The sequence below is a fragment of the Bradyrhizobium sp. UNPF46 genome, from assembly GCF_006658625.1.
Classification (GTDB): Bacteria; Pseudomonadota; Alphaproteobacteria; order Rhizobiales; family Xanthobacteraceae; genus Bradyrhizobium; species Bradyrhizobium nitroreducens.
In genome coordinates this window covers 26,933-49,950 of the sequence record NZ_LFJB01000048.1, presented here as the reverse complement: position 1 = coordinate 49,950, position 23,018 = coordinate 26,933, and the positions used below count along the sequence as shown (strand labels likewise).

Here is a 23,018-nt window from a genome sequence, read left to right as displayed (position 1 = left end):
AACGCGCGAGGCTTGCGAACAGGTCCCGCCTAGAGGCGCTTTTCGAAGAACAGGTCCGGATAGGGATCGTCGTTGAAGCGCGGAATCTCGCGCCAGCCCATCGAGCGGTACAGCTGGCCGGCCTCGGGCAGTGCGCTGTTGGTGTCGAGCCGCAACAGCGCGATGCCGAGCTTGCGTGCGGCGTCCTCGGCTGCGTCCATCAGGCGCCGGCCGAGCCGCAATCCGCGCGCGGCGGGGGCGACCCACAGCCGCTTGATCTCGGCGTAGCCGTGATCCGTTCCCTTCAGGCCGACGCAGCCGAGCGGGAGCGTATCCGACATCGCGACGATGAAGGTGCCGCGCGGGCGGCGCATGTCCTTGGCGTCCGGATCCCTCGAAAGAGAAACGTCGAAGCCTTGGCTGAAGCGGCGGCCGAGCTCGGCATAGTACTCGGCGAGGCAATAGCGGGCTTCGTCGGATCGCGGATCCATTTCATCCAGAGCAATTCGCTCGCGCGTCAGGGTGGAAGCAATCAGGTCCATCGCCGCCAGCAGCGCCTCGCGTTGTGAATGTTGTGCAAGGAAGCCGTCGGCCTGCGCGTTCGATAGCGCCTCATAGGCTGCGAACTCGCGTCGGCCCGTTCGCGTCAATCTTGCGACACGCCGGCGCGCATCGTCCGGATGGGCTTCGGTCTCGACCAGTCCTTCGTCCTCGAGGCTGCGCAAGAGGCGGCTCATCAATCCGGAATCGAGGCCGAGATAGTCGCGAATCTCCGCCACGTCCGAGCGCCCGTGCCCGATCGCATTGAGCACCCGCGCCGCGCCGAGCGGGCGGCCGCGCCCCAGGAACGAGGTATCGAGTGCCCCGACGGCGGAGGTGACGGCGCGGTTGAAGCGGCGAACGCGCGAGATCGGGTCCAGCATGATACCTGACTTTAGTCAGGTATCATCCGGAGGTCAATTCAGCCGGCTCAGCCGAGCCCCAGTTCCCGGCGAGCCTTCCGCGTCAGATTTGCCACGATCAGCGCATGGGCCTGGACGAGATAGCCGGCGAGCTCGGCATCGGGCAGCGAGTTGTTGCCGACGAGCTGCACCCATTTGGCGCGTGCGAGGTACGGTGCCGGCCGCGCCACGCCATGCTCGATCAGCATCGCATAGGCCATGTCCGAGACCTTGAACATGTAGCCGCCGGAGCCTGCGGCAAAGCCGCCACCGAGTGCAAACATCTTGCCGCCGACCTTGAACACGGAGGTGCCTTCCCACTGCACCACCTTGGTGGCGCCTGGCAGGCCCAGGCAGCGTGCTTCGAAATTTCTCGGCGTCATGACGCGAGCGATAGCATGCTGCACGCGACTTGCAACGTCTGGGCGGGAACAGCTGAGGGTTGATGCAGTTGCGCGCCTCTTTGTGAGTTGTGCATATGCCACGGACCGTTACCATGTCGTCGTTCCCCGAGCATGGGAGCAGGCAGCAGGCGGAGGCGACATGAGCGGGCAGGAGCACAAGGTGAAGGGATCGGACCTGTTTGTCGCCGCGCTGGAGAACGAAGGTGTCGACCGCATCTTCGGCGTCCCCGGCGAGGAGAACCTCGATGTGGTGGAATCGCTCCGCACTTCCAAGATCGAGCTGGTCCTGACACGCCACGAACAGGCTGCCGCCTTCATGGCCGCCACGCATGGCCGGCTGACCGGCAAGCCCGGAGTTTGCCTGTCGACTCTCGGCCCCGGTGCGCTCAATTTATCGACGGGCGCGGCCTATGCGCATCTCGGTGCGATGCCGATGATCCTGATCACCGGCCAGAAGCCGATCATGAGCAGCCGGCAGGCGCGCTTCCAGATCGTGGACGTGGTCGCGACCATGAAGCCGCTGACAAAACTGTCGCGGCAGATCGTCAGCGCCTCCAGCATTCCGACCGTGGTGCGCGATGCCTTTCGCGTCGCCATGGAGGAGCGTCCGGGCCCGGTGCATCTCGAACTGCCCGAGGACATCGCCGGCGACGAGGTGCCCGCGGTGCCCGTGATCCCCGTGCATCCCATCGAGATCCCGGTCGCCCATCGTGCCGCGCTCGATCGTGCCGCCGAGATGATCATGGCGGCAAGGCGCCCGCTGGTGATGATGGGCGCGGCGACCAGCCGGCCGCGCTCGACCCACGGTATCGCAAGCTTCGTGCGGCGCACCGGCATTCCGTTCTTCACGACGCAAATGGGCAAGGGCACCGTGCCCGGCGGCACCAATCTCTATATGGGGACCGCCGCGCTGTCGGAGCGTGACTATGTCCATGACGCCATCGATGCCGCCGACCTGATCGTCGCGATCGGCCACGATCCGATCGAGAAGCCGCCCTTCATCATGGGGCCGTCGGGACCGAAGGTCATTCACGTCAGCTACACCTCGGCCAGTGTCGAGCAGGTCTATTTCCCGGACGCCGAAGTCGTCGGTGACGTCGGCCCGAGCCTGGAGCTGCTCGCCGACCGGCTCGAAGGCAAGCTGCCGCAGGCTGCGGCGCTACTGCCGCTGCGCGAGGAGATCCTCGCCCACATCGCCGACCGCGCCACCGAGGCGCGCTGGCCGCCGACGCCGCAACGCATCGTGCACGACATCCGCCAGGTGATTCCGGAGAACGGCATCGTCGCGCTCGACAACGGCATGTACAAGATCTGGTTTGCGCGCAACTACCGCACCCGCGTCGCCAACACGCTGCTGCTCGACAATGCGCTGGCGACCATGGGCGCCGGCCTGCCGTCGGCAATGATGGCCGCGATGCTTTATCCGGATCGCCGCGTGCTCGCGGTCGCTGGCGACGGCGGCTTCATGATGAACAGCCAGGAAATGGAGACGGCGGTCCGCCTCAAGCTCAACCTCGTCGTGCTGGTGCTGGAGGACAATGCCTACGGCATGATCCGCTGGAAGCAGGCCGTCGATCATTTCGCAGATTTCGGCATGACGTTCGGCAATCCGGATTTTGTCCAGTACGCGAAGGCCTATGGTGCCAAGGGCCACCGGATCGAGAGCGTCGACAGCTTTGGCCCGACGCTGGACGCCGCCTTCAAGCAGGGCGGCGTGCATCTGGTCGTGATCCCGATCGATTATTCGGAGAACGTGCGGGTGCTCGTCGACGAGCTGCGGGCGCATGAGAAGACGAAAGCGCGATGACAGCGGTCTCGTACCCCGGACGCAGCGCAGTGCCTCTTCTGCGGTGCGCTGCAGAGCCTGGGCCCATGCGTCGGCAAACTCCGTGGCTTCCTGGGTCCCGGCTCTGCGCCGCAATGCCATCAGCGCGTTTACGCGCGTCTTCGACGCGCTATGGCGTTGCAGCGCGTCCGGGACACGAGAGGAACAACCGCACTTGTTTCGCGCGCCCCGATCGCCGACACTCGCAATCACCCAACCAACCACAGGAATATGAAATGACCCGCGTTCGTTGTGTCACCGAGATGGGCATGGGCGTCGACGTCCACGGCCGGGACGCCACCAAGGCGGCAAAGCGGGCGGTGTCGGACGCGATCCGGCATTCCAGCCTCGGCTTCTTCCGGATGATCGGCAAGACCGCGAACGACATGTTCGTCGACGTCACGATCGGCGTGCCCAACCCGGAGGCCGTGGACAAGGAAGCCGTTGCCAAGGAGCTTCCCTACGGCACCGTGACCGTCACCACGGTCAAGGGCGGGCTGGAGATTCCATCGGCGACGGAAGTCGCCAACGATCCCATCCTGATCGCCAACGCCGCTGTCATCGTCAGCTTCGACAAGGACTAGGCCGGTGTCAGATAGTGATGAGGCGTTGCTGGATCGCCCGATCTGGAGCGCGCTGACGACGAGCCACAAGCATCTGGCCGAGGGCGGACCGCTGGCGTTGCGTTACCCCATCGACATGACGCCGTTCGCCGACATGGTCGACATGTCCCCTGCGAGCTTTGCCGCGCTCCGCGATCTCCTGTCGGGCACGCAGGTCGCTGCGCTGTTCACGCCGGAGCCGGTCGAGATGCCCGCCGGCTTCAGGGTCGTGCTGGCCGAGACCGGCGAGCAGATGATCGGCTCGCCCGCCGACAGTTCGCTGCGCGATGCCGAGATCGTCACGCTGGGGCCGGCCGACGTGCCTGCCATGACGGCGCTGGTCGAGCTGACCAAGCCCGGGCCGTTCGCATCGCGCACCCACGAGCTCGGCACCTTCCTCGGCATCCGCGCCGGCGGCGAGCTGGTCGCGATGACGGGTGAGCGGATGAAGCCGGGAAAGTTCGTCGAGATGACGGCGGTCTGCGTGCATCCCGACCATCGCGGGCGAGGCTACGCTCAGGCACTGCTTGCGGCGGTGGCCCGACGGATCGAAGCGCGCGGCGAAATTCCGTTCCTGCACGTGTTCTCGAACAACAATTCGGCGATCGCGCTTTACCAGCGGCAGGGCATGCGGATTCGCCGTCGGCTGTATGTGACGGCGTTCATGAGGGAAGGATAGGCCGCCCTCCGGGGCGCCCTTCATTTCCTGCGAATATCCGCTATATCCATCCCAACCAAAATTTGGGGGAAACACATGGCCGCCAGGACGATCGATTTTTCCGCCGTGCGGACGGCAATGCAGCGCTACGTCGATCAGGAGATCATTCCGGGCGCATCCTGGGCCGTGCTGCGCGGACGCGAGGTGGTCGATCAGCAATGCGTCGGCTTGGCTGATCGCGAAGCAAGCACGGCGCTGCGGCCCGACCATGTCTTCCGCGCTTTCTCCAACACCAAGATCTTCGTCACCTGCGCAATCATGCTGCTGGTCGAGGAGGGACGCATCGGGCTCGATGACCTCGTCGAGACGGTTCTGCCGCAGCTGGCCAATCGCAAGGTGCTCAAGCAGGGCGCGTCGAGCCTTGCCGATGTCGAGCCGGCCAAAAGCCCGATCACGATCCGTCAGCTCCTGACCCACACGTCGGGCCTCAGCTACGGCATCTTCGATCCCGGCACGGTGCTGTTCAAAGGCTACAACGACGCGCGCGTGCTCAATCCGCTGACGTCGCTCACTGATATGATCGACAAGCTGGCCGATATGCCGCTGTCCTATCATCCCGGCACGGGCTGGGAATATTCCGTTGCTACCGACGTGCTCGGCCGCGTCGTGGAAGTCGTCTCGGGCAAGTCCCTCGATGCCTTCCTCAAGGCGCGTATCTTCGATGTCCTCGGCATGACCGACACCGGCTTCGACGTTCCCGAGGCGCAGCAGGGCAGGCTGGTTGCGCTCTACACTGGCGCCGACGTGCTCGATCCCATGAAGCCGGGCCTCACGCGCGCCGACAATCTGCCGTTTCCGCAGGCCTATCGCCGGCCGTTCCCGCGGCTCTCGGGCGGCGGGGGCCTGGTTTCGACCCTGCCGGACATGCTCGCGCTGGTGCGCGCGCTGCTGCCTGGGTCGGATGCGCTACTGAAGCCGGAAACGCTGCGGCAGATGATGACGAACCAGCTGCCCGCGGGGCAGACCATCCGCTTTGCCAATCTCGGCCCGATCCCCGGCAAGGGCTTTGGCCTCGGCGGCGCCGTCACCTTCGCGCCGACGCCGTTCGATCCGCCGAATTCCACCGGCGAATTTCAGTGGGGCGGCCTCGCCGGCACCCATTGGTGGATCTGCCCGGAGGCCAATACCGCGGGCGTCCTGATGGCCCAGCGTTATATGGGCTTCTGGAATCCATTCTTCTTCGAGTTCAAGCGCCTGGCCTATCAGGCCGTCGGAGGCTGAGCGCGCGAAAAAAATTGCGCGCGCTCGCGAATCCTTTTCGGCCGGAGCGTCCTCTTGATAGTCGAGGCACTTGGCCTCGGCTCATGTCGGAGGATGCGATGGCATTTTACAGGAAGAATATCGGCGGCCTGCACCAGACCGTGCGGATTGCTCTGGGCGTCGCAGTGGCGATTGCGGCCGTGGTTTATCTGGCCGGCGCGGCGGCATGGCTGGTGGCGCTGGGCGGCGCCGGCTTCGCGCTGACCGGCGTCGTCGGCTATTGTCCGATGTGCGCGGTGGCGGGGATCGAGCGAGGGGGCGTGTCGTGAGCGCGGCTGCGATCTCACCAAAGCTGTTCGAGGCCGCGCGGCTCGGCGATCCCCACGCGATCGCCTCGCTGCTCGCCACGGCGCAGCCGGACATCCGCCGCTATGCGCGCCAAACCTGCCGGAGCTCGGCGGATGCCGAGGATGCAACGCAGGAAGCGCTGTGGATCCTGTTCCGCCACGTCGGCACGATCCGCTCGCTGCTGGCGTTTTCCGCGTGGCTGTTCAGTGTGGTTCGCCGCGAATGCCTGCGGTTGGCGCGCCGGGCAGGTATTGCTCCTGCGGTCGATGAGAGTGAGGTTGAGGCCGCATTGCTGCAGCGGCCTGAAGCCGACCTGCGTCTCGACGTGGCCGCGGCGTTCGAAGCGCTGCCGCCGCATTACCGCGACGTCGCGCTGATGCGTGACGTCAAGGAGATGACCATCGATGAAATAGCCATGGCGCTCGGTGCGACCAGGCAGACCGTCAAGGCGCGCCTGCATCGCGCCCGCGCCCTGATGCGCGAATATCTGACGAGGTGAGCCATGACTGATTATCAAAAGCCTGACGATCTGAAATCGGTTCCGGCGTTGATCGCGCTCGCGCCGGTCGAAGCCAACGCGTTCCTGGCCTTCAACCACGCGGTCGAGCGCAAGGACGGATTGATCCCGCCGAAATATCGCGAGCTGATCTCGCTCGCGGTCGCGCTGACCACGCAATGCGCGTATTGCCTCGACGTGCATACGGGGCAGGCGGCCAAGGCCGGTGCAACGCGGGAAGAGGTCGCGGAAGCCGCATTGATCGCAGCGGCGGTCCGTGCCGGCGGCACGCTCGGCCATGCGCTGCTGGCGCAGCGCCTGTTCGAACGGCATCGCGGCGACGAGGAAGCATAGGCGTTGCGGGCGGGAGGCACCACCTCCCGCCCGCTGTCTGCGTCAGTCCTTCCACGGATCGAACTCGCCTTCGCCGGCCATGGCGACGGCGAACGGCCGCAGCGTGTGCAGCACCTTCACGGTGCCGGCATGCTGCGCCAGCACATCGGGCAGGCGGCGATAGGCCATCGGACTCTCGTCGAGGTCGGCACCGATCAGGGTGACGCCACGCTCGTTGAGCCACTGGTCCATTTCCGCGCGCGAGAAGCGGCGCTTGGCTTCCCTCCGTCCGAACATGCGGCCTGCGCCGTGAACGGTCGAATAGAGCGAAGCCTTGGCTTCCGGACTGTCGACGCCTTCGAGAATGACGGCGTCGTCGCCCATGGAGCCGCCGACGAATCCCTTCTGGCCGGGAAACGCCGGGGTCGCGCCCTTGCGCACCACCCACAAATCCTTACCGTCGTGGGTCTCACGCCAGGCGTAGTTGTGGTGGTTGTGCACGCTCTCGGTGACGCTGCCGCCGATGATCTGGCGGACGCGTTCAACCACCCACTCGCGGCCCGCATAGGCGTAGCGCCCGGCGAGCTGCATCGCCGCGATGTAGCGGCGGCCGAGCTCGCTGTCCTCGTCGACCACGGCGGGCGGCACGTTCATGCCGTCCTTGCCGCCGGCGGCCTTGAGGTAGCGCGTCGCGGAGGTGTGCCCGAGACCGCGGCTTCCGAAATGGACGCCGATCCAGACATAGCCCTCCTCGTCGCGCATGAGGTCGACATAGTGGTTGCCCGATCCGACCGTGCCGAGCTGGCTCACCGCCTTCTGGCGGTAAGACTCCATGTCGCTCTCGCGCCAGGCATCGCCGTCGTCGAACAGATCGTGCTCGGCCCGCTCGGCGTTGGCGCGGCCGACGCCGAACGAGATCGTCCTGGTGACGTCGCGGATGATCGTGGGCACGCGGACTGCGATGTCGTCGAAGCGCGTGTCGAGCCGCGCCGCCATGTTGCCGCAGCCGATGTCGAAGCCGACGCCGGAGATGCTGATCTGCTTCTCATAGGCGATGACCCCGCCGACCGGCTGGGCGTAACCGAGATGGCCGTCGGCACAGATCACGCCGGAGACGACGTTGCCGATCGCCATGCAGTTGCGCATCTGGGCGATCGTCGCATCCTCGTGCGGGCCGAACACCTTCAGCGGCGCATTCTCAAAGCGGGCATCCTGCATCCGGAACTCGGCGATCGAGCTCGCGGTCGCATTGGCCTCGCGGGCGAGATGCTCCTTGCGCGCGGCGTCCTTGTACAGGCACCAAGCGGGCTGGCCGCGTCCTTCGCCGACGCGCGAGTCGGGATCGATGCCGGCGGCGAGGCAGAGCTCGCGGGCGCGTTCCATGTAGGGATCGGGTCGTCGCATGGTCGTACGTCCTTGTCATTCCGTGCGCACCATAGCCGGGGCGGGCGCATCATTTCAGAGAATTTGAAGGCCCCGGGCGCGTGTCGCGTCCGGGGCCGTTGTCGTCGCGCATCAGTTCAATGCCGTCTCCGACGCTGCGATCCACGCGACCACGGCCTCGGAGAAGCCGTTGACGCGGGTCCAGGCGCCGTGACCGACACCGTGCTGATACGAGGCCACGTTCACAATGGTGCCGCGCGCCTTGGGCTCGGGCACCTGGTCGTGGCTCTGCTCGTCGGTGAAGACGATCAGGCGATCGCCCTTGCGGTCGATCTCCTTCACGGCCTTGCCGAGATAGGTCCCGCCATGCGCCTGCGAGTTGATGATCGCGTCCCGCAGCGCGAAACCGCGGCGGGGCGGGACCTTCACGACATCATTGCTGAAGGTGAAGATCTCGACCTCGTCGCAGATCTCGCGGGCGAGAATGGCAAGGCCACACGCCGCCTCCGCGCGCGTCATTTCGGACTGTGCGGAGAGCGTTGCGAACATCGAGCCCGACACGTCGATCAGCAGCCGCGTCCGGCCCGGAAGCCGCACATGGTCCTTGACCGACTTGAGCATCGCAGCCTCGAGCTCGGGCTCGAAGTCCGGCGCATAGCGCGCCGCCGTGATGAAGCGATAGGGAAGGATACGATCCGTCCGCATCGCCTCGATCGCGCCTGCAATGGTCTCACGCGGGACCTGCGCGGTCTGCATCAGCCGCAGGTTACGCAGCAGCGCCAGGCCGCCGAGCTTGCGCTCGGCGATCAGCCGCTCGAAGGTCTCGCGCTTGCTCTTGCCGGCCGAGAGCGAAACCTCCCAGGTGTCGGGGGAGGCAAGCTCGCCATCGACGAGCTGCTTCCACAGCTTGGCCTGGTCGGCGTCCTTCGGCTTGGCGTGCACCAGAAACAGCACGTCCCTGATCCGCACCGCGCCGTCGCGATCCCACTTGGCGAGCTGGTAGGCGTCGAACTTGGTCAGCGCGCGGGCAAGGCCTTTCTTGACCTGCGCGGAGACCGGCTGACGCTTGCGCTGCTGCATGGGGCCGAGCGCATCGGCCCAGTAGATCGCGAGCAGCTCCGTCATCTCGTCGGGCCGCTGGATCACCTGGGCAAGCGTGTCGGCGACGAGAGCGCGGTGCTTCTCGCTGCGCGCCATCTCGCGGATGACGAGCAGCGGCGCGTGCCGCAGCTTCATCACCTCCCGCGCCTCGATCGCAAGCTGCGCCACGCGGGCAGGGGCGACCTTGGGCACGAGCACCTTGATGCGGTCGGAGATGGAAACGCCGTCCTCGTAGAACTGGTCCTCCCACAGGAGGCAGTTCATCAGCGCGCGCTTCAGCTCCATCTCGGGCGTGAAGCGCACGGCGCGGGCGCCCTCCCGCGTGAAGGCGCGAACGATCTTGTTGAGCCTGACCATGACGGCCTCCTCTGGTTTGAACGAGAAAGAAATGGATGCCGGGGAATAAGCGAGGCTGCACAGCCCTTGCGGGCTGACGTGCTCTACCAACTGAGCTACGGACTAGCGTCCGGGAGGACTCGAACCTCCGACACCGAAGTAACAGCGCTCTTCACCACCGGCGGTGGGGACGAGACGGACACGATCCGGGAACAGGCGATGCTGAGACGCCGGCCTGCAGCTTACCCTGCAGGCCAGCTAGCGCTCTATCCACTGAGCTACCGGTGCACAGTACACCGGGCGGGATTCGAACCCGCGACCTCTCGATTATCAGTCGAAGTAACAGCGATCTTCACTACGGACCGTGATGGGGTTGGCGGGGAACGGACGATGCTGCTGCTGCCCCATTGGGGCGGTCGTTTTACAGACGAAGTAACAGACATCTTCACCACCGCCAGGCCGATGCTCTCGCATCGGCCGTTGATGGGTACGCTGGGGAACAGGCGATGTCGGCGTCAATGACGACAACACAGGCTATCCTTGCGGACAGATCCTGTGCCGGGCCGCGTGCAAGCCTCTCCCAAGGCCGCATCCCGGTGCGTGTGTCAGGGGCGGGATTCGAACCCGCTTTACCGTGAGAAGTATCCGACATCTTCACCACCAGCGTCGGTTGAGCCGCTGGCATCGCGGCAAACCGAGTTAAAAAAATTCTATCGCGGCGCTGTCGACGCGCCGCATGTTGCGAACCATTTGGGTTCGCTCTGCCATCGGTGTCCGGCTCATCGCCTCGTTCCCTCCGGCAGGCCCCGCGCGCTTGGGCACGCGCATCGTCTGCGCGAGCCCCGAGATCCGGGTCTCTCGTTCCGGCCTTGGCCGGGTCGTTCGATGGGGCCGCGCGGAGGCAATAAAAAACCCTCCGGAGCGGCAGGCTCGGGAGGGTCCGTGAGAAGCGGACGATCGATCTTGCGGTCAGGCAAGATCGCTCCCATGAGCCGGGCATGCAAAGTCGGATAGCGCGAGGCTATTCGGCTTGCTGACAATTCTTTCGTAGCGGTGTGACATCGCTCGGTTCATGGTGTTGGTCGCGAACGGAAGTGTTCGTGAGGGCGCGGGACATACGCCCGCAACTTGCGGCTGTCAAGCGATGTGCGTGCGAAAATTGAAGGTGACGGATGCGTGATGTGCCGAATTATCTCGGTCTCGATGGATTTCGCTTCGGCTGGGTCGCGGCCTGGATCGACGAACGCGGCGATCACGGCTTCGACTATTCAGCGGGCCTGACGCGTCTGCTCGCGATGCCGCATGCGCGTGCGATGATCGACATGCCGATCGGATTGAACGCGTGCGGTTATCGTGAGTGCGATCTGCGCGCACGCGAGCTGGTCGGTCCCGCCGTGTTTCTCGGTGCACGTCGCAACCTCTGGACATTTCCCGACATGGCGGCGGCCAATCGCCACTATTGGAAGCACGAAGGCATGGGCAGGGGCGTGTCGGCGCAGCTCTGGAATATCAGGGACAAGATGCGAGAGGTCGACGACTTCATGACGCTGGCGCGGCAGGCGACGATTGGCGAAGCGCATCCGGAATTGGTGTTCTGGAATCTGGCAGGGCAGGTGCGGCTTGAACCGAAGACATCACCGCGCGGCCGCGAGCAGCGCATTGCGCTGCTGAGAGATCGCGGCTTCACCAAGATCGAGCGATGGCTGACGCTTCGCCACGGCACCGGCATCGGCCGCGACGATCTCATCGATGCCTGCGCCTGCGCGGTCGCAGCGCGCGACAGCACGCAGCGCGTCGGCGGGGACGATCTCGATCCGCGCGGGCTGCGGATGGAGATCAATTACTGAACCGGGGACTGCCCGGCCTCATGTCGGGAAAAAGAGGCAATTTATTCGAAGCTTGCAGGAACTGCCGGCGGCCGATCTGCGTTCCCCCTTCGAACAACAGGACTGAGAAGCTCGTGCGATGAATGATGTCAGTCAGTTCGCGACCGCGATGCTCGCGCTAGTTTTCACCGGAGCACTGCTCATCACCGGCCAGCTCTTTATCGAGCAACGCGCCCAGCGCGATGCGGTGCACGCCACCAACCATGTGCTGAAGCGATTGTAATCCGATTGACTCCTCGACCTTGCGCCGTTCGCCCGCTCGCCTAGATTAGGCGGCATCTCACGAACGCAGCCGGAGTCCCGATGTCCGATCTGTCCGCCTTTCCCATCACCAAGCGCTGGCCGGCCAAGCATCCCGAGCTGCTCCAGCTCTATTCGTTGCCGACGCCGAACGGCGTCAAGGTTTCGATCATGCTGGAGGAGACCGGACTTCCCTATGAGGTGCATCTGGTCGATTTCGGCAAGGACGATCAGAAGACGTCCGAGTTTCTCTCGCTCAATCCGAACGGCAAGATCCCGGCGATCCTCGATCCCAACGGTCCCGGCGGCAGGCCGCTGAAGCTGTTCGAGTCCGGCGCGATCCTGCAATATCTCGCGGAGAAGACCGGCAAGCTGTTGCCCGAGGATGCTGCGCGCCGCTACCAGACGCTGCAATGGTTGCACTTCCAGATGGGCGGCGTCGGGCCGATGTTCGGCCAGGTCGGCTTCTTCCACAAATTCGCCGGCAAGGATTTCGAGGACAAGCGGCCCCGTGACCGCTACGTCGCCGAAGCCAGGCGCCTGCTCGGCGTGATGGACGCGCACCTCTCCGGCCGGCAATGGTTCATGGACGACGACTATAGCATTGCCGACATCTCCATGCTCGGCTGGGCGCGCAATCTGATCGGCTTCTATGGTGCCGGCGACCTCGTCGAGTTCACCCAGTTCAAGTCGGTCGGAGCCTGGCTCGAACGGGGACTTGCGCGACCGGCGGTGCAGCGCGGGCTGAACATTCCGGAGCGGCCGTAGTTCAGGTCAGCGCCTTGTAGGTCATGTAGGCCGCCATCAGCGAGACGAGCGCGATCATGGCCCGGCGGAGCACCGATCGGCTCACGCCGTTGGCCAAGCGTGCGCCGAGGTCGGTGCCGATCCAGAGGCCGGCGAGAATGCCGATGATGGCCGGCCAGCCGACCATGAGCCCCTTGCTCCAATAGATCCAGGCCGGTGGAAGATTCGTCGGGACCACCGAGAAGACGAGGCTGACGAACTGCGCCTGATGCTGTGGCACGCGAAGTCCGGCGGCGAGGCCGACGGTGATCGCAAGGCCGCCGCCGATGCCCATGAAGCCGGAGGAAAAGCCTGCAATCGTGCCGATCAGGACCAGCGGCAGCCAGTGAAGGTCATCGCGGTTACCCGCTTCAAAGCTGCCGTCTTTGCGGTCGCGGCGCAGGATCAACAGCACGATCAGCGCGACCAGATAGACGACGTAGGTCCATTGCAGGACGGAGTCGGAGACCGCGGTCGCGGCATAGCCGCCGCCGGCGCCGCCGATCACAAATCCCAAGCCGATCCAGATGATCCACGGCAGGGGGCTGCGATTGCCGCCTTGCCAGTAGCGGCGTATTCCGGCGAGACCCGTCGGCGGAATTTGCGCGATCAGCGAGGTGCCCTGGGCAACGTGTTGCTCGGCCCCGAGCAACAGCACGGAGAAGATCACGAGGCCGCCGCCCGGGCTCGTACCCGTGAAGCCCGACGCCAGCCCGGCGACCAGGCCGACGCCGCCACCGGCGAGGAGCTCGTGAAGCCACGACATGGCCTACGTCCTGGCTCGTCGCCTGACATCGGGCTTCGTCGTGCGAAACCCTTCGATCACGGTGGCGACAGCCGCCATGCAGGCCTCGACGTCGACATCCTCGCCCCAGCATTTCTGCAGCACAAATCCCTGGAAGATCGCGATCAGCACCCGCGCGATGGCGTCCGCGCCGAGATTAGGCTTGATGAGGCCGTCATGCTGGCCACGCTCGACCAGCGCGACGATCAGCGCGCGCGGCATGTCGATGCCTTCGACGACGCTGTTGCGGACGCGGCGGTTGCGCAGGGCCTCGGCCCATCCATGAATGCCGACGCGGCGGCGCGCTTCGCCGGCGGGATCGGTGAGCCATTGCGCGTAGACGCGCACCAGCGCGTGAAGTCCCTCGATCGGATCGCCTGATCCCTGCGCGACCGAATTGAGCACGGCTTCGCGGCGATGCCGGTCATCGGCCAGCGCCTCGATCAGATCGTCCTTGCTCTGGAAATAGAGATAGACCGCGCCGTGGCTCAAGCCGGATCGCTTGACGATGTCGGCCATGCCGGTCTGGTGAAAGCCGTCCTCGGCGAAACAGGCGAGGGCGGCTTCGAGGATCTGCTGCCGCCGGCTTTCCCGCTGCTTATCGCTGATCTTGGGCATTGGCCGTCCCTAAATAACTGACCGGTCGATCGTCTTAAGGCGCGGGCTGAGCGCGGCACCTGAACCCGTACACATTATAAAAAACGATCGATCAGTCATTTTTATCGCCAAGAAGAGGCTGGGTCAAGTCTGTGCCGCCGAACGGGCCCGAAATGAGGAAGGTCATGCCATGGCGAATGCCGGCGAAGGCCGCTGCCGCCTGAGCTGCCAATCGCTAGAACAACCGTCCGCCGTTCGGCACGGGCTTGCTCGGCTGCACCAGCACGACCTTGCCGTCGGCGTCGGGGAAACCGAGCGTCAGCACTTCCGAGACGACCGGCCCGATCTGGCGCGGCGGGAAATTGACGACGGCCGCGACCTGTTGCCCGACCAACGTCTCGAGCGGATGGTTTTCGGTGATCTGGGCCGAGCTCTTGCGCACGCCGATGGCGGGTCCGAAGTCGATCCATAGCCGAAACGCCGGCTTGCGCGCCTCGGGGAACGGCTTGGCGTCGACGATCGTGCCGACGCGGATATCGACAGCCAGGAAGCTGTTGAAGTCGATGGTCGGCGCGGCGGCGGCTGCGGGATCGTGCGTGACGTGCATGGGATGTCCGTTCGGCGAGTCGGTGTCGGTGGCGATATTGTCGCGCGAGGCGGAGTTTCGTACAACGCCGCAGCCGAAGCACCACGCATGCGCGAGGAACTGGTCTTGCCCAACATCATCTACGGCATCAAGAACTGCGACACCATGAAGAAGGCGCGCGCCTGGCTCGACACGCATGACGTCGCGTATGAATTCCACGACTACAAGACGGCGGGCGTGGAGAAGGACAAGCTCAAGCAGTGGAGCGACAAGGTCGGCTGGGAGACGCTGCTCAATCGCGCCGGGACGACGTTCAAGAAGCTGCCCGATGCCGACAAGGAGGGCCTCAGCGAGAAGAAGGCGCTGGCCCTGATGCTAGCGCAACCATCTATGATCAAGCGGCCGGTGCTGGAGATTCGCGGCAAGCTGCTGGTCGGCTTCAAGCCGGATGTCTACGCCAAGGAGGTCGGCGCCAAATCGCGATGACGCTTCATCCAGGTCTCGTCGGGCTTTAGTTCAGCTCGATGATCTCGGTGGGGATGCCGGCATCCGGCTGGTCCGCAAATTCGACGACTTCGGCCGCCGCAATGCGGCCAGGCGCTCGATGAAACAGCTCCTGATCGATCACGGCGCGAAGCTTCGGACGCGGTAGCGCGTCATTTCCGCGCATCAGATTCTTGATCTCGAAGCCGCCGTCCTCGCAGAAGGTCTTGACTGAAGCGATGACGTGACAGACCTTGCCGTCGGTCTGGAAAGGCAGCAGCAGCCGTTCATAAGCGACGATGCGCCCGTAGATGTCGTCGACGTCGGCAACGCTGTAGACGGGCAGCCCGCGCGCCACGCATTCGTAATAGATCGGCATCACGTAGGGCGCGAGTCTCGGCCCGAGATAGTCGTCGAGCAGCACGCCCTTGCCGGTATGTCCATAGGCACGCGAGATGCGCGTGTTTTCGCTCTGGATGGTGAGCCGCGGCACCGGCGTCGAAGCGTCCACCGTATAATAGATGAGATCGGACAGCTCTTCCTCGAGCCGCGCAGGCTGATACTCCCAGACCGCGGGTGCGATCCGCTCGCGCGCATAAAGTCGCAGCCACGTGTTCAGGAGATCACGTTGCCTGATCGACTTGACGACGGACGGAGCGGCGCTGGTGAAATCCAAGACAATATTCCCAGACCATCAAGACCCGCGCATGATCGCGCTTGCGGGAAAATTTTTGATGAAGGCTGGCGCCCGGAACGAAAGACCGTTAACGACGACTTGACGACCGGCGCCTTTGCGAACCGGGAGGCCGGGCAGGCACGACATCAACGCCTCCGACTAAGGGAGCATTTGTATCCCAGCCGGAGGCCTGATCTGCTCAGCTTTCCGCCTTGCCTAACCCCCGTCACCTCCGGCATATTCCGCGCCCGGAGAGGGCGTTCCGGATGGGCTCCAAGGATTGGCTCCAAGGACTAGATCCAAGGCCTCCGGAAAGTCGAAGCAACAAGCACAGCCACGCAGCTGGCGCGGGCAGGGGGAAATTTGTTTGGCCGATGAGTTTATTCTCGAAACGGAAGGCTTGACCAAGGAGTTCGCGGGCTTCTTCGCTGTCCGCGACGTTGCGCTCAAGGTTCGCCGTGGAAGCATTCATGCGTTGATTGGCCCGAACGGGGCCGGCAAGACCACCTGCTTCAATCTTCTGACCAAGTTCCTCAAACCGTCTGCCGGAAAAATCCTGTACAAGGGGCAGGACATTACCGCGATGGCGCCCGCCGACGTGGCTCGGATGGGGCTTGTCCGCTCGTTCCAGATTTCGGCGGTGTTTCCGCATCTCACCGCGCAGGAGAACGTCCGTGTCGCGCTTCAGCGCCAGCACGGCTCGTCGTTCGATTTCTGGCGCTCCAAGTCGGTGCTCAACCGCTTCAACGATCGCGCACGCGAGCTCTTGAGCGATGTCGGCCTCAGCGAATTCGCCAACACGCCCGCGGTCGAGATGCCCTATGGACGCAAGCGCGCACTTGAGATCGCAACGACGCTCGCGCTCGACCCTGAGATGATGCTGCTGGACGAGCCGATGGCCGGTATGGGCCACGAGGACATCGACAAGATCGCGGCGCTGATCAAGCGCATCTCCGCGAAATATACCATCCTGATGGTCGAGCATAACTTAAGCGTCGTGGCGAACCTCTCTGACATCATCACCGTGCTGACGCGCGGGCAGGTGCTCGCGCAGGGCCACTACTCGGAGCTCACCAAGGACGAGCGCGTCAAGGAAGCCTATCTGGGAGCCGGTCATGCCTGACACTGCGATCGCCGAGGCTCCGGCCAAGGCCGCGACCGGCGGAAACATCCTTCAAGTCCGCAACCTCGAAGCATGGTACGGCGAGTCTCACATCCTGCACGGGATCAACTTCGACGTGAATGCGGGCGAGGTCGTCACCCTTCTCGGGCGCAACGGCGCCGGCAAGACGACCACGCTGAAGTCGATCATGGGCATCATCGGCAAGCGTACCGGGTCGGTGAAGTTCAACAACCAGGAGATCATCCGCGCGACCTCCGACAAGATCGCGCGCAGTGGCATCGCGTTCTGCCCGGAGGAGCGGGGCATATTCTCCAGCCTCGACGTGCGCGAGAATTTGATGCTGCCGCCGGTGGTCCGTGAAGGCGGATTGCCGCTCGAGCAGATCTTCGAGTTGTTCCCGAACCTGAAGGAGCGGCTCAACAGCCAGGGGACCAAGCTGTCCGGCGGCGAGCAGCAGATGCTCGCGATCGCGCGCATCCTGCGCACCGGCGCGAGCTTCCTGATGCTGGACGAGCCGACCGAGGGCCTTGCCCCCGTCATCATCCAGCAGATCGGCCACACCATCGCGCGGCTCAAGAAGGAAGGTTTCACGATCCTCCTGGTCGAGCAGAATTTCCGCTTCGCATCCACCGTCGCCGACCGTTACTACGTGGTCGAGCACGGCAAGATCATTGACGGGTTTTCCAATGCCGAGCTTGCCGCCAACATGGACAAGCTCCACACCTATTTGGGTGTCTAGAGCATGATCTGAAACCGGCGGGCCGCGCTATCATGATCCGTGTGGCGGTTTTCCGGGACAATCGTGCTCAGACAGAAGAACTGCCAACGAGAAAATTCAAAAAGGAAGTTGCATGAAGACGAAGTCGATTGCATCGTTGTTGCTGACCACCGCGCTCACCTTCGCCGTCACAGGCGTCGCGTCCGCGCAGGACAAGACCGTCAAGATCGGCGCGCTGTCCGATCAGTCCGGTCTCTATGCCGATCTCGGCGGTCCCGGCTCGACCCTCGCCGCCCAGATGGCCGTCGAGGATTCCGGCCTGGCTGCGAAGGGCTGGAAGATCGACATCATCTCCGGCGACCACCAGAACAAGCCCGACATCGGCACTGCGATCGCGCGGCAGTGGTTCGACGTCGACAAGGTCGACATCATCGTCGACGTGCCGAATTCCGGCGTGGCGCTCGCCGTCAACAACGTCGTCAAGGAAAAGAACGGCGTCTACATCAATTCGGGTGCGGCGACCTCCGACCTCACCAACGCGCAGTGCTCGCCCAACACCGTGCACTGGACCTACGACACCTACATGCTGGCCCACACCACCGGCCAGGCGCTGGTCAAGGCGGGGGGCGACAGCTGGTTCTTCCTGACCGCGGACTACGCCTTCGGTGCGGCGCTCGAGCGTGACACCACGGCGGTCGTCACCGCCAACGGCGGCAAGGTGATCGGCGGCGTCAAGCATCCGCTGAACACGCCGGACTTCTCGTCCTTCCTGCTCCAGGCGCAGTCCTCCAAGGCAAAGATCATCGGTCTTGCCAATGCCGGCGGCGACACCACCAACACGATCAAGCAGGCGGCCGAGTTCGGCATCGGCAAGGGCGGTCAGAAGCTCGCGGCGCTCTTGCTCTTCCTCACCGACATCAAGGCGATCGGGTTGGAGACGGCGCAGGGCCTCAACTTCACCGAGACGTTCTACTGGGACATGAACGACCAGACCCGGGCGTTCTCGAAGCGCTTCGCCGAGAAGATGAAGAACAACGCGCCGCCCACCATGGTGCAGGCCGGCGTCTATGCGGGCGTGCGTCACTATCTCAAGGCGCTGGACGCGCTCGGCGGCAATCCGCATGACGGCGTCAAGATCGTGGAGAAGATGAAGTCGATGCCGACGGAGGACGATCTGTTCGGCAAGGGCGAGATTCAGCCCAACGGCCGCACCATCCACAGCGCCTATCTGTTCGAGGTGAAGAAGCCCTCGGAGTCCAAGGGACCGTGGGACTTCTACAAGCTGGTCGGCACGGTGCCGGGCGACCAGGCCTTCACGCCGCTGTCCGAAAGCAAGTGCGCGCTGTTGAAGAAGTAAGACAACGGCCCGCAGTCCTCTGAGGCTTGCGGGCGACTTTCAAGGGAACGCCGAAGGGATCGGGTGCGGGATCGATGCAGGCTCTATACGCTCAGCTACTGGTGGGATTGATCAACGGCTCGTTCTACGCGCTGCTCAGTCTCGGGCTTGCCGTGATCTTCGGCATGCTCAACATCATCAATTTCGCCCATGGCGCGCTCTACATGATGGGCGCCTTCGTCGCCTATTTCCTGCTGAACAACGATTATCTCAGTATCGGCTACTGGCCGGCATTGATCATCGCTCCGATTGTCGTCGGCATCTTCGGCATGATCCTGGAACGGACCATGCTGCAATGGCTGACGGGGCTCGATCACCTCTACGGCCTGCTGCTGACCTTCGGCATTGCGCTGATCGTGCAGGGCGTGTTCCAGAACTACTTTGGATCGTCCGGCCTGCCTTACGCCATTCCGGACCAGCTCAAGGGCGGCATGAATCTCGGCTTCATGTTCCTGCCGGTCTATCGCGGCTGGGTCGTCGTGTTTTCCCTGATCGTCTGTATCGCCACCTGGTTCCTGATCGAGAAGACCCGGCTCGGCGCCTACCTGCGCGCCGCCACCGAAAACCCGACGCTGGTGCGGGCCTTCGGTGTCAACGTGCCGCGCATGATCACGCTCACTTACGGTCTCGGCGTCGGACTTGCCGCGCTCGCCGGCGTGCTCTCGGCGCCGATCAACCAGGTGCGGCCGCTGATGGGCGCCGACCTCATCATCGTGGTGTTCGCGGTGGTCGTGATCGGCGGCATGGGATCGATCATGGGCTCGATCATCACCGGCTTCGCGCTCGGCGTGATCGAGGGTCTGACCAAATATTTCTACCCCGAGGCCTCCAACACCGTCGTGTTCGTGCTGATGGTGCTGGTGCTCTTGGTGAAGCCAACGGGATTGACGGGAAGGGCGGCCTGATATGACAGCCTTGACGGACGACGCGCTGCCGGTGACCCCGCGTGCAATGCGCGACGAGATGATCGTATTCGTGGTGATGGCGCTGCTGCTGGCCTCGGTGCCATTCACGGGAGTCTACCCGTTCTTCGTGATGCAGGCGCTGTGTTTCGCGCTGCTCGCCTGCGCCTTCAATCTGCTGATCGGCTATGGCGGCCTGCTGTCGTTCGGCCACGCGATGTTCTTAGGGACGGCCGGCTATTGCAGCGCGCATGCGCTGAAGGTGTGGGCGTTGCCGCCGGAGCTCGGCATCCTCGTCGGCATCGCCGGTGCTTTCGTGCTCTCGATCATCACCGGCTATATCTCGATCCGCCGCCAGGGCATCTATTTCTCGATGATCACGCTGGCTCTGTCACAGCTCCTGTACTTCATCTACCTCCAGGCCCCGTTCACCCACGGTGAGGACGGCATCCAGGGCATCCCGCAGGGACACATGTTCGGCGTGTTCGATCTCTCCAAACCGACGGTGCTCTATTACGTCGTGCTGGTCGGGTTCCTCGCCGGCTTCCTCTTGATCTTCCGCATCATCAACTCGCCGTTCGGCGAAGTCCTGAAGGCGATCCGCGAGAACGAGCCGCGCGCGATTTCGCTCGGCTACCGGACCGACCAGTACAAGTTCCTGGCCTTCGTGCTGTCCGGGACGCTGGCCGGCTTCGCCGGCGCCCTGAAAGTGTTCGTGGCGCAGAACGCCTCGCTCACCGACGTGCATTGGTCGATGTCGGGCGAGGTCGTGCTGATGACGCTGGTCGGCGGCCTCGGCACCATTTTCGGTCCCGTGGTCGGCGCCTTCGTGATCATCGCCATGCAGCAATACCTCGCCGGCTTCGGCCAGTGGGTGACGGTGATCCAGGGCTCGATCTTCGTGATCTGCGTGCTCACCTTCCGCCGCGGCGTCATCGGCGAAATCGCGCATTACTTCCGACGATCACTCTAAATCATTGATATCTCGCCAGTTTTACTGGCACGATAATCCGGTGGATGATCCGGCTCCGCGGGCGTGAGATGACACGCACGCGGATCGAAAATGGTCTATGACAGTTTCATGACGGCCCTGACGGGCCGGGCCATTTCCAACCGGTAGCCTATCCCCATGATGCGATGGTTTCGCGCGTTCCTGCCCAAGGAAGAACGGTTCTTCGACCTGTTCGATCGGCATATCCAGACGGTGATCCAGGGGTCGATCGCGCTGCAGGGCATGCTCAACGGAGGCGAGGAGACGCCGGTCTATTGCCAGCGCGTCAACCAGTTCGAGAACGATGCCGACAACATCACCCGTGAGGTGCTGACGGCGGTGCGCCGCACCTTCATCACCCCGTTCGACCGTGGCGATATCAAGAACCTCATCACGTCGATGGACGACGCCATCGACCAGATGCAGCAGACGGCCAAGGCCGTGATGCTGTTCGAGGTCCGCAGCTTCGAGCCGCCGATGCGCGAGATCGGCGGACTTCTGATCGAATGCGCCAATCTGGTCGGCCGTGCGCTGCCGCTGATGCAGTCGATCGGCCCGAACGTGGCCATGCTGACCGCCATCACGGAAGAGCTCGGCAAGCTGGAGGGCCGCGTCGACGATCTCCATGACATCGGGCTGAAGGAACTGTTCCTCAAGCATCGCGAAGGCAATGCGATGGATTTCATCGTCGGCGTCGAGATCTACGACCACCTCGAGAAGGTGGCCGATCGCTTCGACGACGTCGCGAACGAGATCAACAGCATCGTCATCGAACAAGTTTAGGGCGGGGTTGCCGTGGATGCCGCGTTGGGTCTTCCCGTCCTGGTCGGCTTGATCGCCGTCGCGCTGCTGTTCGATTTCCTGAACGGCCTGCACGACGCGGCCAATTCGATCGCGACCATCGTCTCGACCCGCGTGCTGCGGCCCCAATTCGCGGTGTTCTGGGCTGCGTTCTTCAATTTCGTCGCCTTCATGGTGTTCGGGCTGCACGTCGCCCAGACCATCGGCACCGGCATCATCGATCCCGCGATCGTCGATGCCCAGGTGATCTTCGCGGCGCTGGTCGGCGCCATCGTCTGGAACCTCGTGACCTGGGCGCTGGGCATCCCGTCCTCGTCCTCGCATGCGCTGATCGGCGGGCTCGTCGGCGGCGGCATGGCCAAGGCCGGCATCTCCGCGGCGGTGTGGAGCGGCTTGACCAAGACGGTGCTGGCGATCGTGCTGTCGCCGCTGGTCGGCTTCCTGCTCGCGATGATGCTGGTTGCGATCGTGTCCTGGGCCTCGGTGCGCTCGACGCCGTTTGCGGTCGACCGCGCCTTCCGCATCCTGCAATTTGCCTCCGCCTCGCTTTATTCGCTCGGCCATGGCGGCAATGACGCGCAAAAGACCATGGGCATCATCGCGGTGCTGCTGTATTCGCAGGGCCATCTCGGCAGCGACTTTTCGGTGCCTTTCTGGGTGGTGCTGTCCTGCCAGGCGGCGATGGCGCTGGGCACGCTGATGGGAGGCTGGCGCATCGTCCGCACCATGGGACTGCGCATCACGAAATTGACGCCGATGCAGGGCTTTTGCGCCGAGACGGGGGGCGCCGCGACCCTGTTCATGGCGACCTATCTCGGGGTTCCCGTCTCGACCACCCACACCATCACCGGCGCCATCGTCGGCGTCGGCGCGGCGCGGCGCGTCTCGGCCGTGCGCTGGAACGTGGCAAGCTCGATCGTCTATGCCTGGGTGATCACGATCCCGGCCTCGGCCATCGTCGCGGCGCTGACCTGGTGGGCGGTCCAGCTCTTCGTCAGGTAACGAGCTTCAGCCCGACGATCCCGGCCACGATCAGCCCGATGCTGGCGAGGCGGAGCGCCGTGGCCGGCTCCCCGAACAGGATGATGCCCAGCGTCGCGGTACCGACCGCGCCGATGCCGGTCCAGACCGCATAGGCGGTTCCGACGGGCAGCGTTTTGAGGGCGAGGCCGAGCAGGATGACGCTGCCGGCCATGGCCGCGAGCGTGACGACGGAGGGAACGAGCTTGGTAAATCCCTCGGTATATTTCAGGCCGATCGCCCAGGTGATTTCGAGAAGGCCGGCGACGAACAGGATGCTCCAGGCCATGACGACCCTCCATTCACGGCAGGGCCGTCCCCGCAGGCAGATGCTGATGAGCAGGAGGGCCGTCCCTCCCAAGA

General features: G+C 64.2%; 27 protein-coding genes. 18 read left to right on the top strand and 9 right to left on the bottom strand.

Features of this window, described 5'->3' with window-relative positions; genetic code table 11:
- Positions 1-29: 29 nt before the first annotated feature.
- Positions 30-902: a bifunctional helix-turn-helix transcriptional regulator/GNAT family N-acetyltransferase gene (locus UNPF46_RS20350; protein WP_142251190.1), complete on the bottom strand. Its 873-nt coding sequence runs from the start codon at positions 900-902 to the stop codon at positions 30-32.
- Between the two features lie 47 nt (positions 903-949).
- Positions 950-1,303 carry an MmcQ/YjbR family DNA-binding protein gene (locus tag UNPF46_RS20345; RefSeq protein ID WP_142251189.1) on the bottom strand — a complete coding sequence of 118 codons (354 nt, stop codon included), beginning with the start codon at positions 1,301-1,303 and terminating at the stop codon, positions 950-952.
- 160 nt (positions 1,304-1,463) lie between these two features.
- On the opposite strand from UNPF46_RS20345, the gene UNPF46_RS20340 reads away from it, so the two are divergent.
- From UNPF46_RS20340 to UNPF46_RS20310, 7 genes are all read left to right on the top strand, one after another.
- Positions 1,464-3,131 (top strand): acetolactate synthase large subunit, encoded by a 1,668-nt coding sequence (locus UNPF46_RS20340; protein WP_142251188.1) that lies wholly within the window; start codon positions 1,464-1,466, stop codon positions 3,129-3,131.
- Between the two features lie 254 nt (positions 3,132-3,385).
- Entirely contained in the window at positions 3,386-3,733 is a 348-nt protein-coding gene (locus UNPF46_RS20335) for a Lin0512 family protein (protein ID WP_142251187.1), read from the top strand.
- A 4-nt stretch (positions 3,734-3,737) separates the two neighbouring features.
- Positions 3,738-4,430, top strand: a complete 693-nt coding sequence (locus tag UNPF46_RS20330) for a GNAT family N-acetyltransferase (RefSeq protein ID WP_181770027.1) — start codon at positions 3,738-3,740, stop codon at positions 4,428-4,430.
- Positions 4,431-4,505: 75 nt separating this feature from the next.
- On the top strand, positions 4,506-5,690 hold the full coding sequence (locus tag UNPF46_RS20325; RefSeq protein WP_142251185.1) for a serine hydrolase domain-containing protein: 1,185 nt from the start codon (positions 4,506-4,508) through the stop codon (positions 5,688-5,690).
- A 98-nt stretch (positions 5,691-5,788) separates the two neighbouring features.
- Positions 5,789-5,998 carry a YgaP family membrane protein gene (locus UNPF46_RS20320; RefSeq protein ID WP_181770026.1) on the top strand — a complete coding sequence of 70 codons (210 nt, stop codon included), beginning with the start codon at positions 5,789-5,791 and terminating at the stop codon, positions 5,996-5,998.
- On the top strand, positions 5,995-6,516 hold the full coding sequence (locus tag UNPF46_RS20315; RefSeq protein ID WP_142251183.1) for an RNA polymerase sigma factor: 522 nt from the start codon (positions 5,995-5,997) through the stop codon (positions 6,514-6,516). The genes UNPF46_RS20320 and UNPF46_RS20315 overlap by 4 nt, the downstream gene beginning before the upstream one ends.
- 3 nt (positions 6,517-6,519) lie before the next feature.
- The gene (locus tag UNPF46_RS20310) at positions 6,520-6,867 is read left to right on the top strand and encodes a carboxymuconolactone decarboxylase family protein (protein WP_142251182.1); all 348 of its coding nucleotides are present in this window, start codon (positions 6,520-6,522) and stop codon (positions 6,865-6,867) included.
- Between the two features lie 42 nt (positions 6,868-6,909).
- On the opposite strand, the gene UNPF46_RS20305 is transcribed toward UNPF46_RS20310, so the two are convergent.
- Together UNPF46_RS20305 and UNPF46_RS20300 are read right to left on the bottom strand one after the other, a co-directional pair.
- Positions 6,910-8,250, bottom strand: a complete 1,341-nt coding sequence (locus tag UNPF46_RS20305; RefSeq protein WP_142251181.1) for an RtcB family protein — start codon at positions 8,248-8,250, stop codon at positions 6,910-6,912.
- Positions 8,251-8,361: 111 nt separating this feature from the next.
- Complete coding sequence (locus UNPF46_RS20300) at positions 8,362-9,687, bottom strand: TROVE domain-containing protein (protein WP_142251180.1); 1,326 nt, start codon at positions 9,685-9,687, stop codon at positions 8,362-8,364.
- A 1,160-nt stretch (positions 9,688-10,847) separates the two neighbouring features.
- Here UNPF46_RS20300 and UNPF46_RS20295 point away from each other — a divergent pair.
- The 3 genes from UNPF46_RS20295 to UNPF46_RS20290 all read left to right on the top strand — a co-directional run bounded on the left by UNPF46_RS20295 (position 10,848) and on the right by UNPF46_RS20290 (position 12,560).
- The gene (locus UNPF46_RS20295; protein WP_142251202.1) at positions 10,848-11,513 is read left to right on the top strand and encodes a DUF429 domain-containing protein; all 666 of its coding nucleotides are present in this window, start codon (positions 10,848-10,850) and stop codon (positions 11,511-11,513) included.
- A gap of 118 nt (positions 11,514-11,631) precedes the next feature.
- Positions 11,632-11,775 (top strand): hypothetical protein, encoded by a 144-nt coding sequence (locus UNPF46_RS37585; RefSeq protein WP_181770025.1) that lies wholly within the window; start codon positions 11,632-11,634, stop codon positions 11,773-11,775.
- Positions 11,776-11,855: 80 nt separating this feature from the next.
- Positions 11,856-12,560, top strand: coding sequence for a glutathione S-transferase family protein (locus tag UNPF46_RS20290; protein ID WP_142251179.1), 705 nt, complete (start codon positions 11,856-11,858; stop codon positions 12,558-12,560).
- A gap of 1 nt (position 12,561) precedes the next feature.
- On the opposite strand, the gene UNPF46_RS20285 is transcribed toward UNPF46_RS20290, so the two are convergent.
- From UNPF46_RS20285 to UNPF46_RS20275, 3 genes are all read right to left on the bottom strand, one after another.
- A complete protein-coding gene (locus UNPF46_RS20285; RefSeq protein ID WP_142251178.1) occupies positions 12,562-13,344 on the bottom strand; it encodes a sulfite exporter TauE/SafE family protein in 783 nt (260 codons plus the stop codon).
- A 3-nt stretch (positions 13,345-13,347) separates the two neighbouring features.
- Positions 13,348-13,980, bottom strand: a complete 633-nt coding sequence (locus tag UNPF46_RS20280; protein ID WP_142251177.1) for a TetR/AcrR family transcriptional regulator — start codon at positions 13,978-13,980, stop codon at positions 13,348-13,350.
- A gap of 214 nt (positions 13,981-14,194) precedes the next feature.
- A complete protein-coding gene (locus tag UNPF46_RS20275; RefSeq protein WP_100175635.1) occupies positions 14,195-14,566 on the bottom strand; it encodes a tRNA-binding protein in 372 nt (123 codons plus the stop codon).
- 105 nt (positions 14,567-14,671) lie between these two features.
- Between UNPF46_RS20275 and UNPF46_RS20270 the strand changes: the two genes are divergently transcribed.
- On the top strand, positions 14,672-15,031 hold the full coding sequence (locus UNPF46_RS20270; protein ID WP_100181004.1) for an ArsC family reductase: 360 nt from the start codon (positions 14,672-14,674) through the stop codon (positions 15,029-15,031).
- Between the two features lie 25 nt (positions 15,032-15,056).
- Here UNPF46_RS20270 and UNPF46_RS20265 read toward each other — a convergent pair whose 3' ends face one another.
- A complete protein-coding gene (locus tag UNPF46_RS20265) occupies positions 15,057-15,704 on the bottom strand; it encodes a hypothetical protein (RefSeq protein WP_142251176.1) in 648 nt (215 codons plus the stop codon).
- Positions 15,705-16,071: 367 nt separating this feature from the next.
- Between UNPF46_RS20265 and UNPF46_RS20260 the strand changes: the two genes are divergently transcribed.
- The 7 genes from UNPF46_RS20260 to UNPF46_RS20230 all read left to right on the top strand — a co-directional run bounded on the left by UNPF46_RS20260 (position 16,072) and on the right by UNPF46_RS20230 (position 22,637).
- Positions 16,072-16,827 (top strand): ABC transporter ATP-binding protein, encoded by a 756-nt coding sequence (locus UNPF46_RS20260; RefSeq protein ID WP_131871509.1) that lies wholly within the window; start codon positions 16,072-16,074, stop codon positions 16,825-16,827.
- Positions 16,820-17,566 carry an ABC transporter ATP-binding protein gene (locus UNPF46_RS20255; RefSeq protein ID WP_100175638.1) on the top strand — a complete coding sequence of 249 codons (747 nt, stop codon included), beginning with the start codon at positions 16,820-16,822 and terminating at the stop codon, positions 17,564-17,566. The genes UNPF46_RS20260 and UNPF46_RS20255 overlap by 8 nt, the downstream gene beginning before the upstream one ends.
- A 112-nt stretch (positions 17,567-17,678) precedes the next feature.
- On the top strand, positions 17,679-18,902 hold the full coding sequence (locus UNPF46_RS20250; protein ID WP_142251175.1) for an ABC transporter substrate-binding protein: 1,224 nt from the start codon (positions 17,679-17,681) through the stop codon (positions 18,900-18,902).
- A 74-nt stretch (positions 18,903-18,976) separates the two neighbouring features.
- Positions 18,977-19,846, top strand: a complete 870-nt coding sequence (locus UNPF46_RS20245) for a branched-chain amino acid ABC transporter permease (RefSeq protein WP_142251174.1) — start codon at positions 18,977-18,979, stop codon at positions 19,844-19,846.
- A gap of 1 nt (position 19,847) precedes the next feature.
- Positions 19,848-20,816 (top strand): branched-chain amino acid ABC transporter permease, encoded by a 969-nt coding sequence (locus UNPF46_RS20240; protein WP_142251173.1) that lies wholly within the window; start codon positions 19,848-19,850, stop codon positions 20,814-20,816.
- A gap of 156 nt (positions 20,817-20,972) precedes the next feature.
- Positions 20,973-21,617, top strand: a complete 645-nt coding sequence (locus UNPF46_RS20235; RefSeq protein WP_100175641.1) for a DUF47 domain-containing protein — start codon at positions 20,973-20,975, stop codon at positions 21,615-21,617.
- Between the two features lie 12 nt (positions 21,618-21,629).
- Positions 21,630-22,637 carry an inorganic phosphate transporter gene (locus UNPF46_RS20230; protein ID WP_142251172.1) on the top strand — a complete coding sequence of 336 codons (1,008 nt, stop codon included), beginning with the start codon at positions 21,630-21,632 and terminating at the stop codon, positions 22,635-22,637.
- On the opposite strand, the gene sugE is transcribed toward UNPF46_RS20230, so the two are convergent.
- Positions 22,630-22,944 carry a quaternary ammonium compound efflux SMR transporter SugE gene (sugE, locus tag UNPF46_RS20225; RefSeq protein WP_100175643.1) on the bottom strand — a complete coding sequence of 105 codons (315 nt, stop codon included), beginning with the start codon at positions 22,942-22,944 and terminating at the stop codon, positions 22,630-22,632. The genes UNPF46_RS20230 and sugE overlap by 8 nt on opposite strands.
- Positions 22,945-23,018 lie beyond the last annotated feature (74 nt).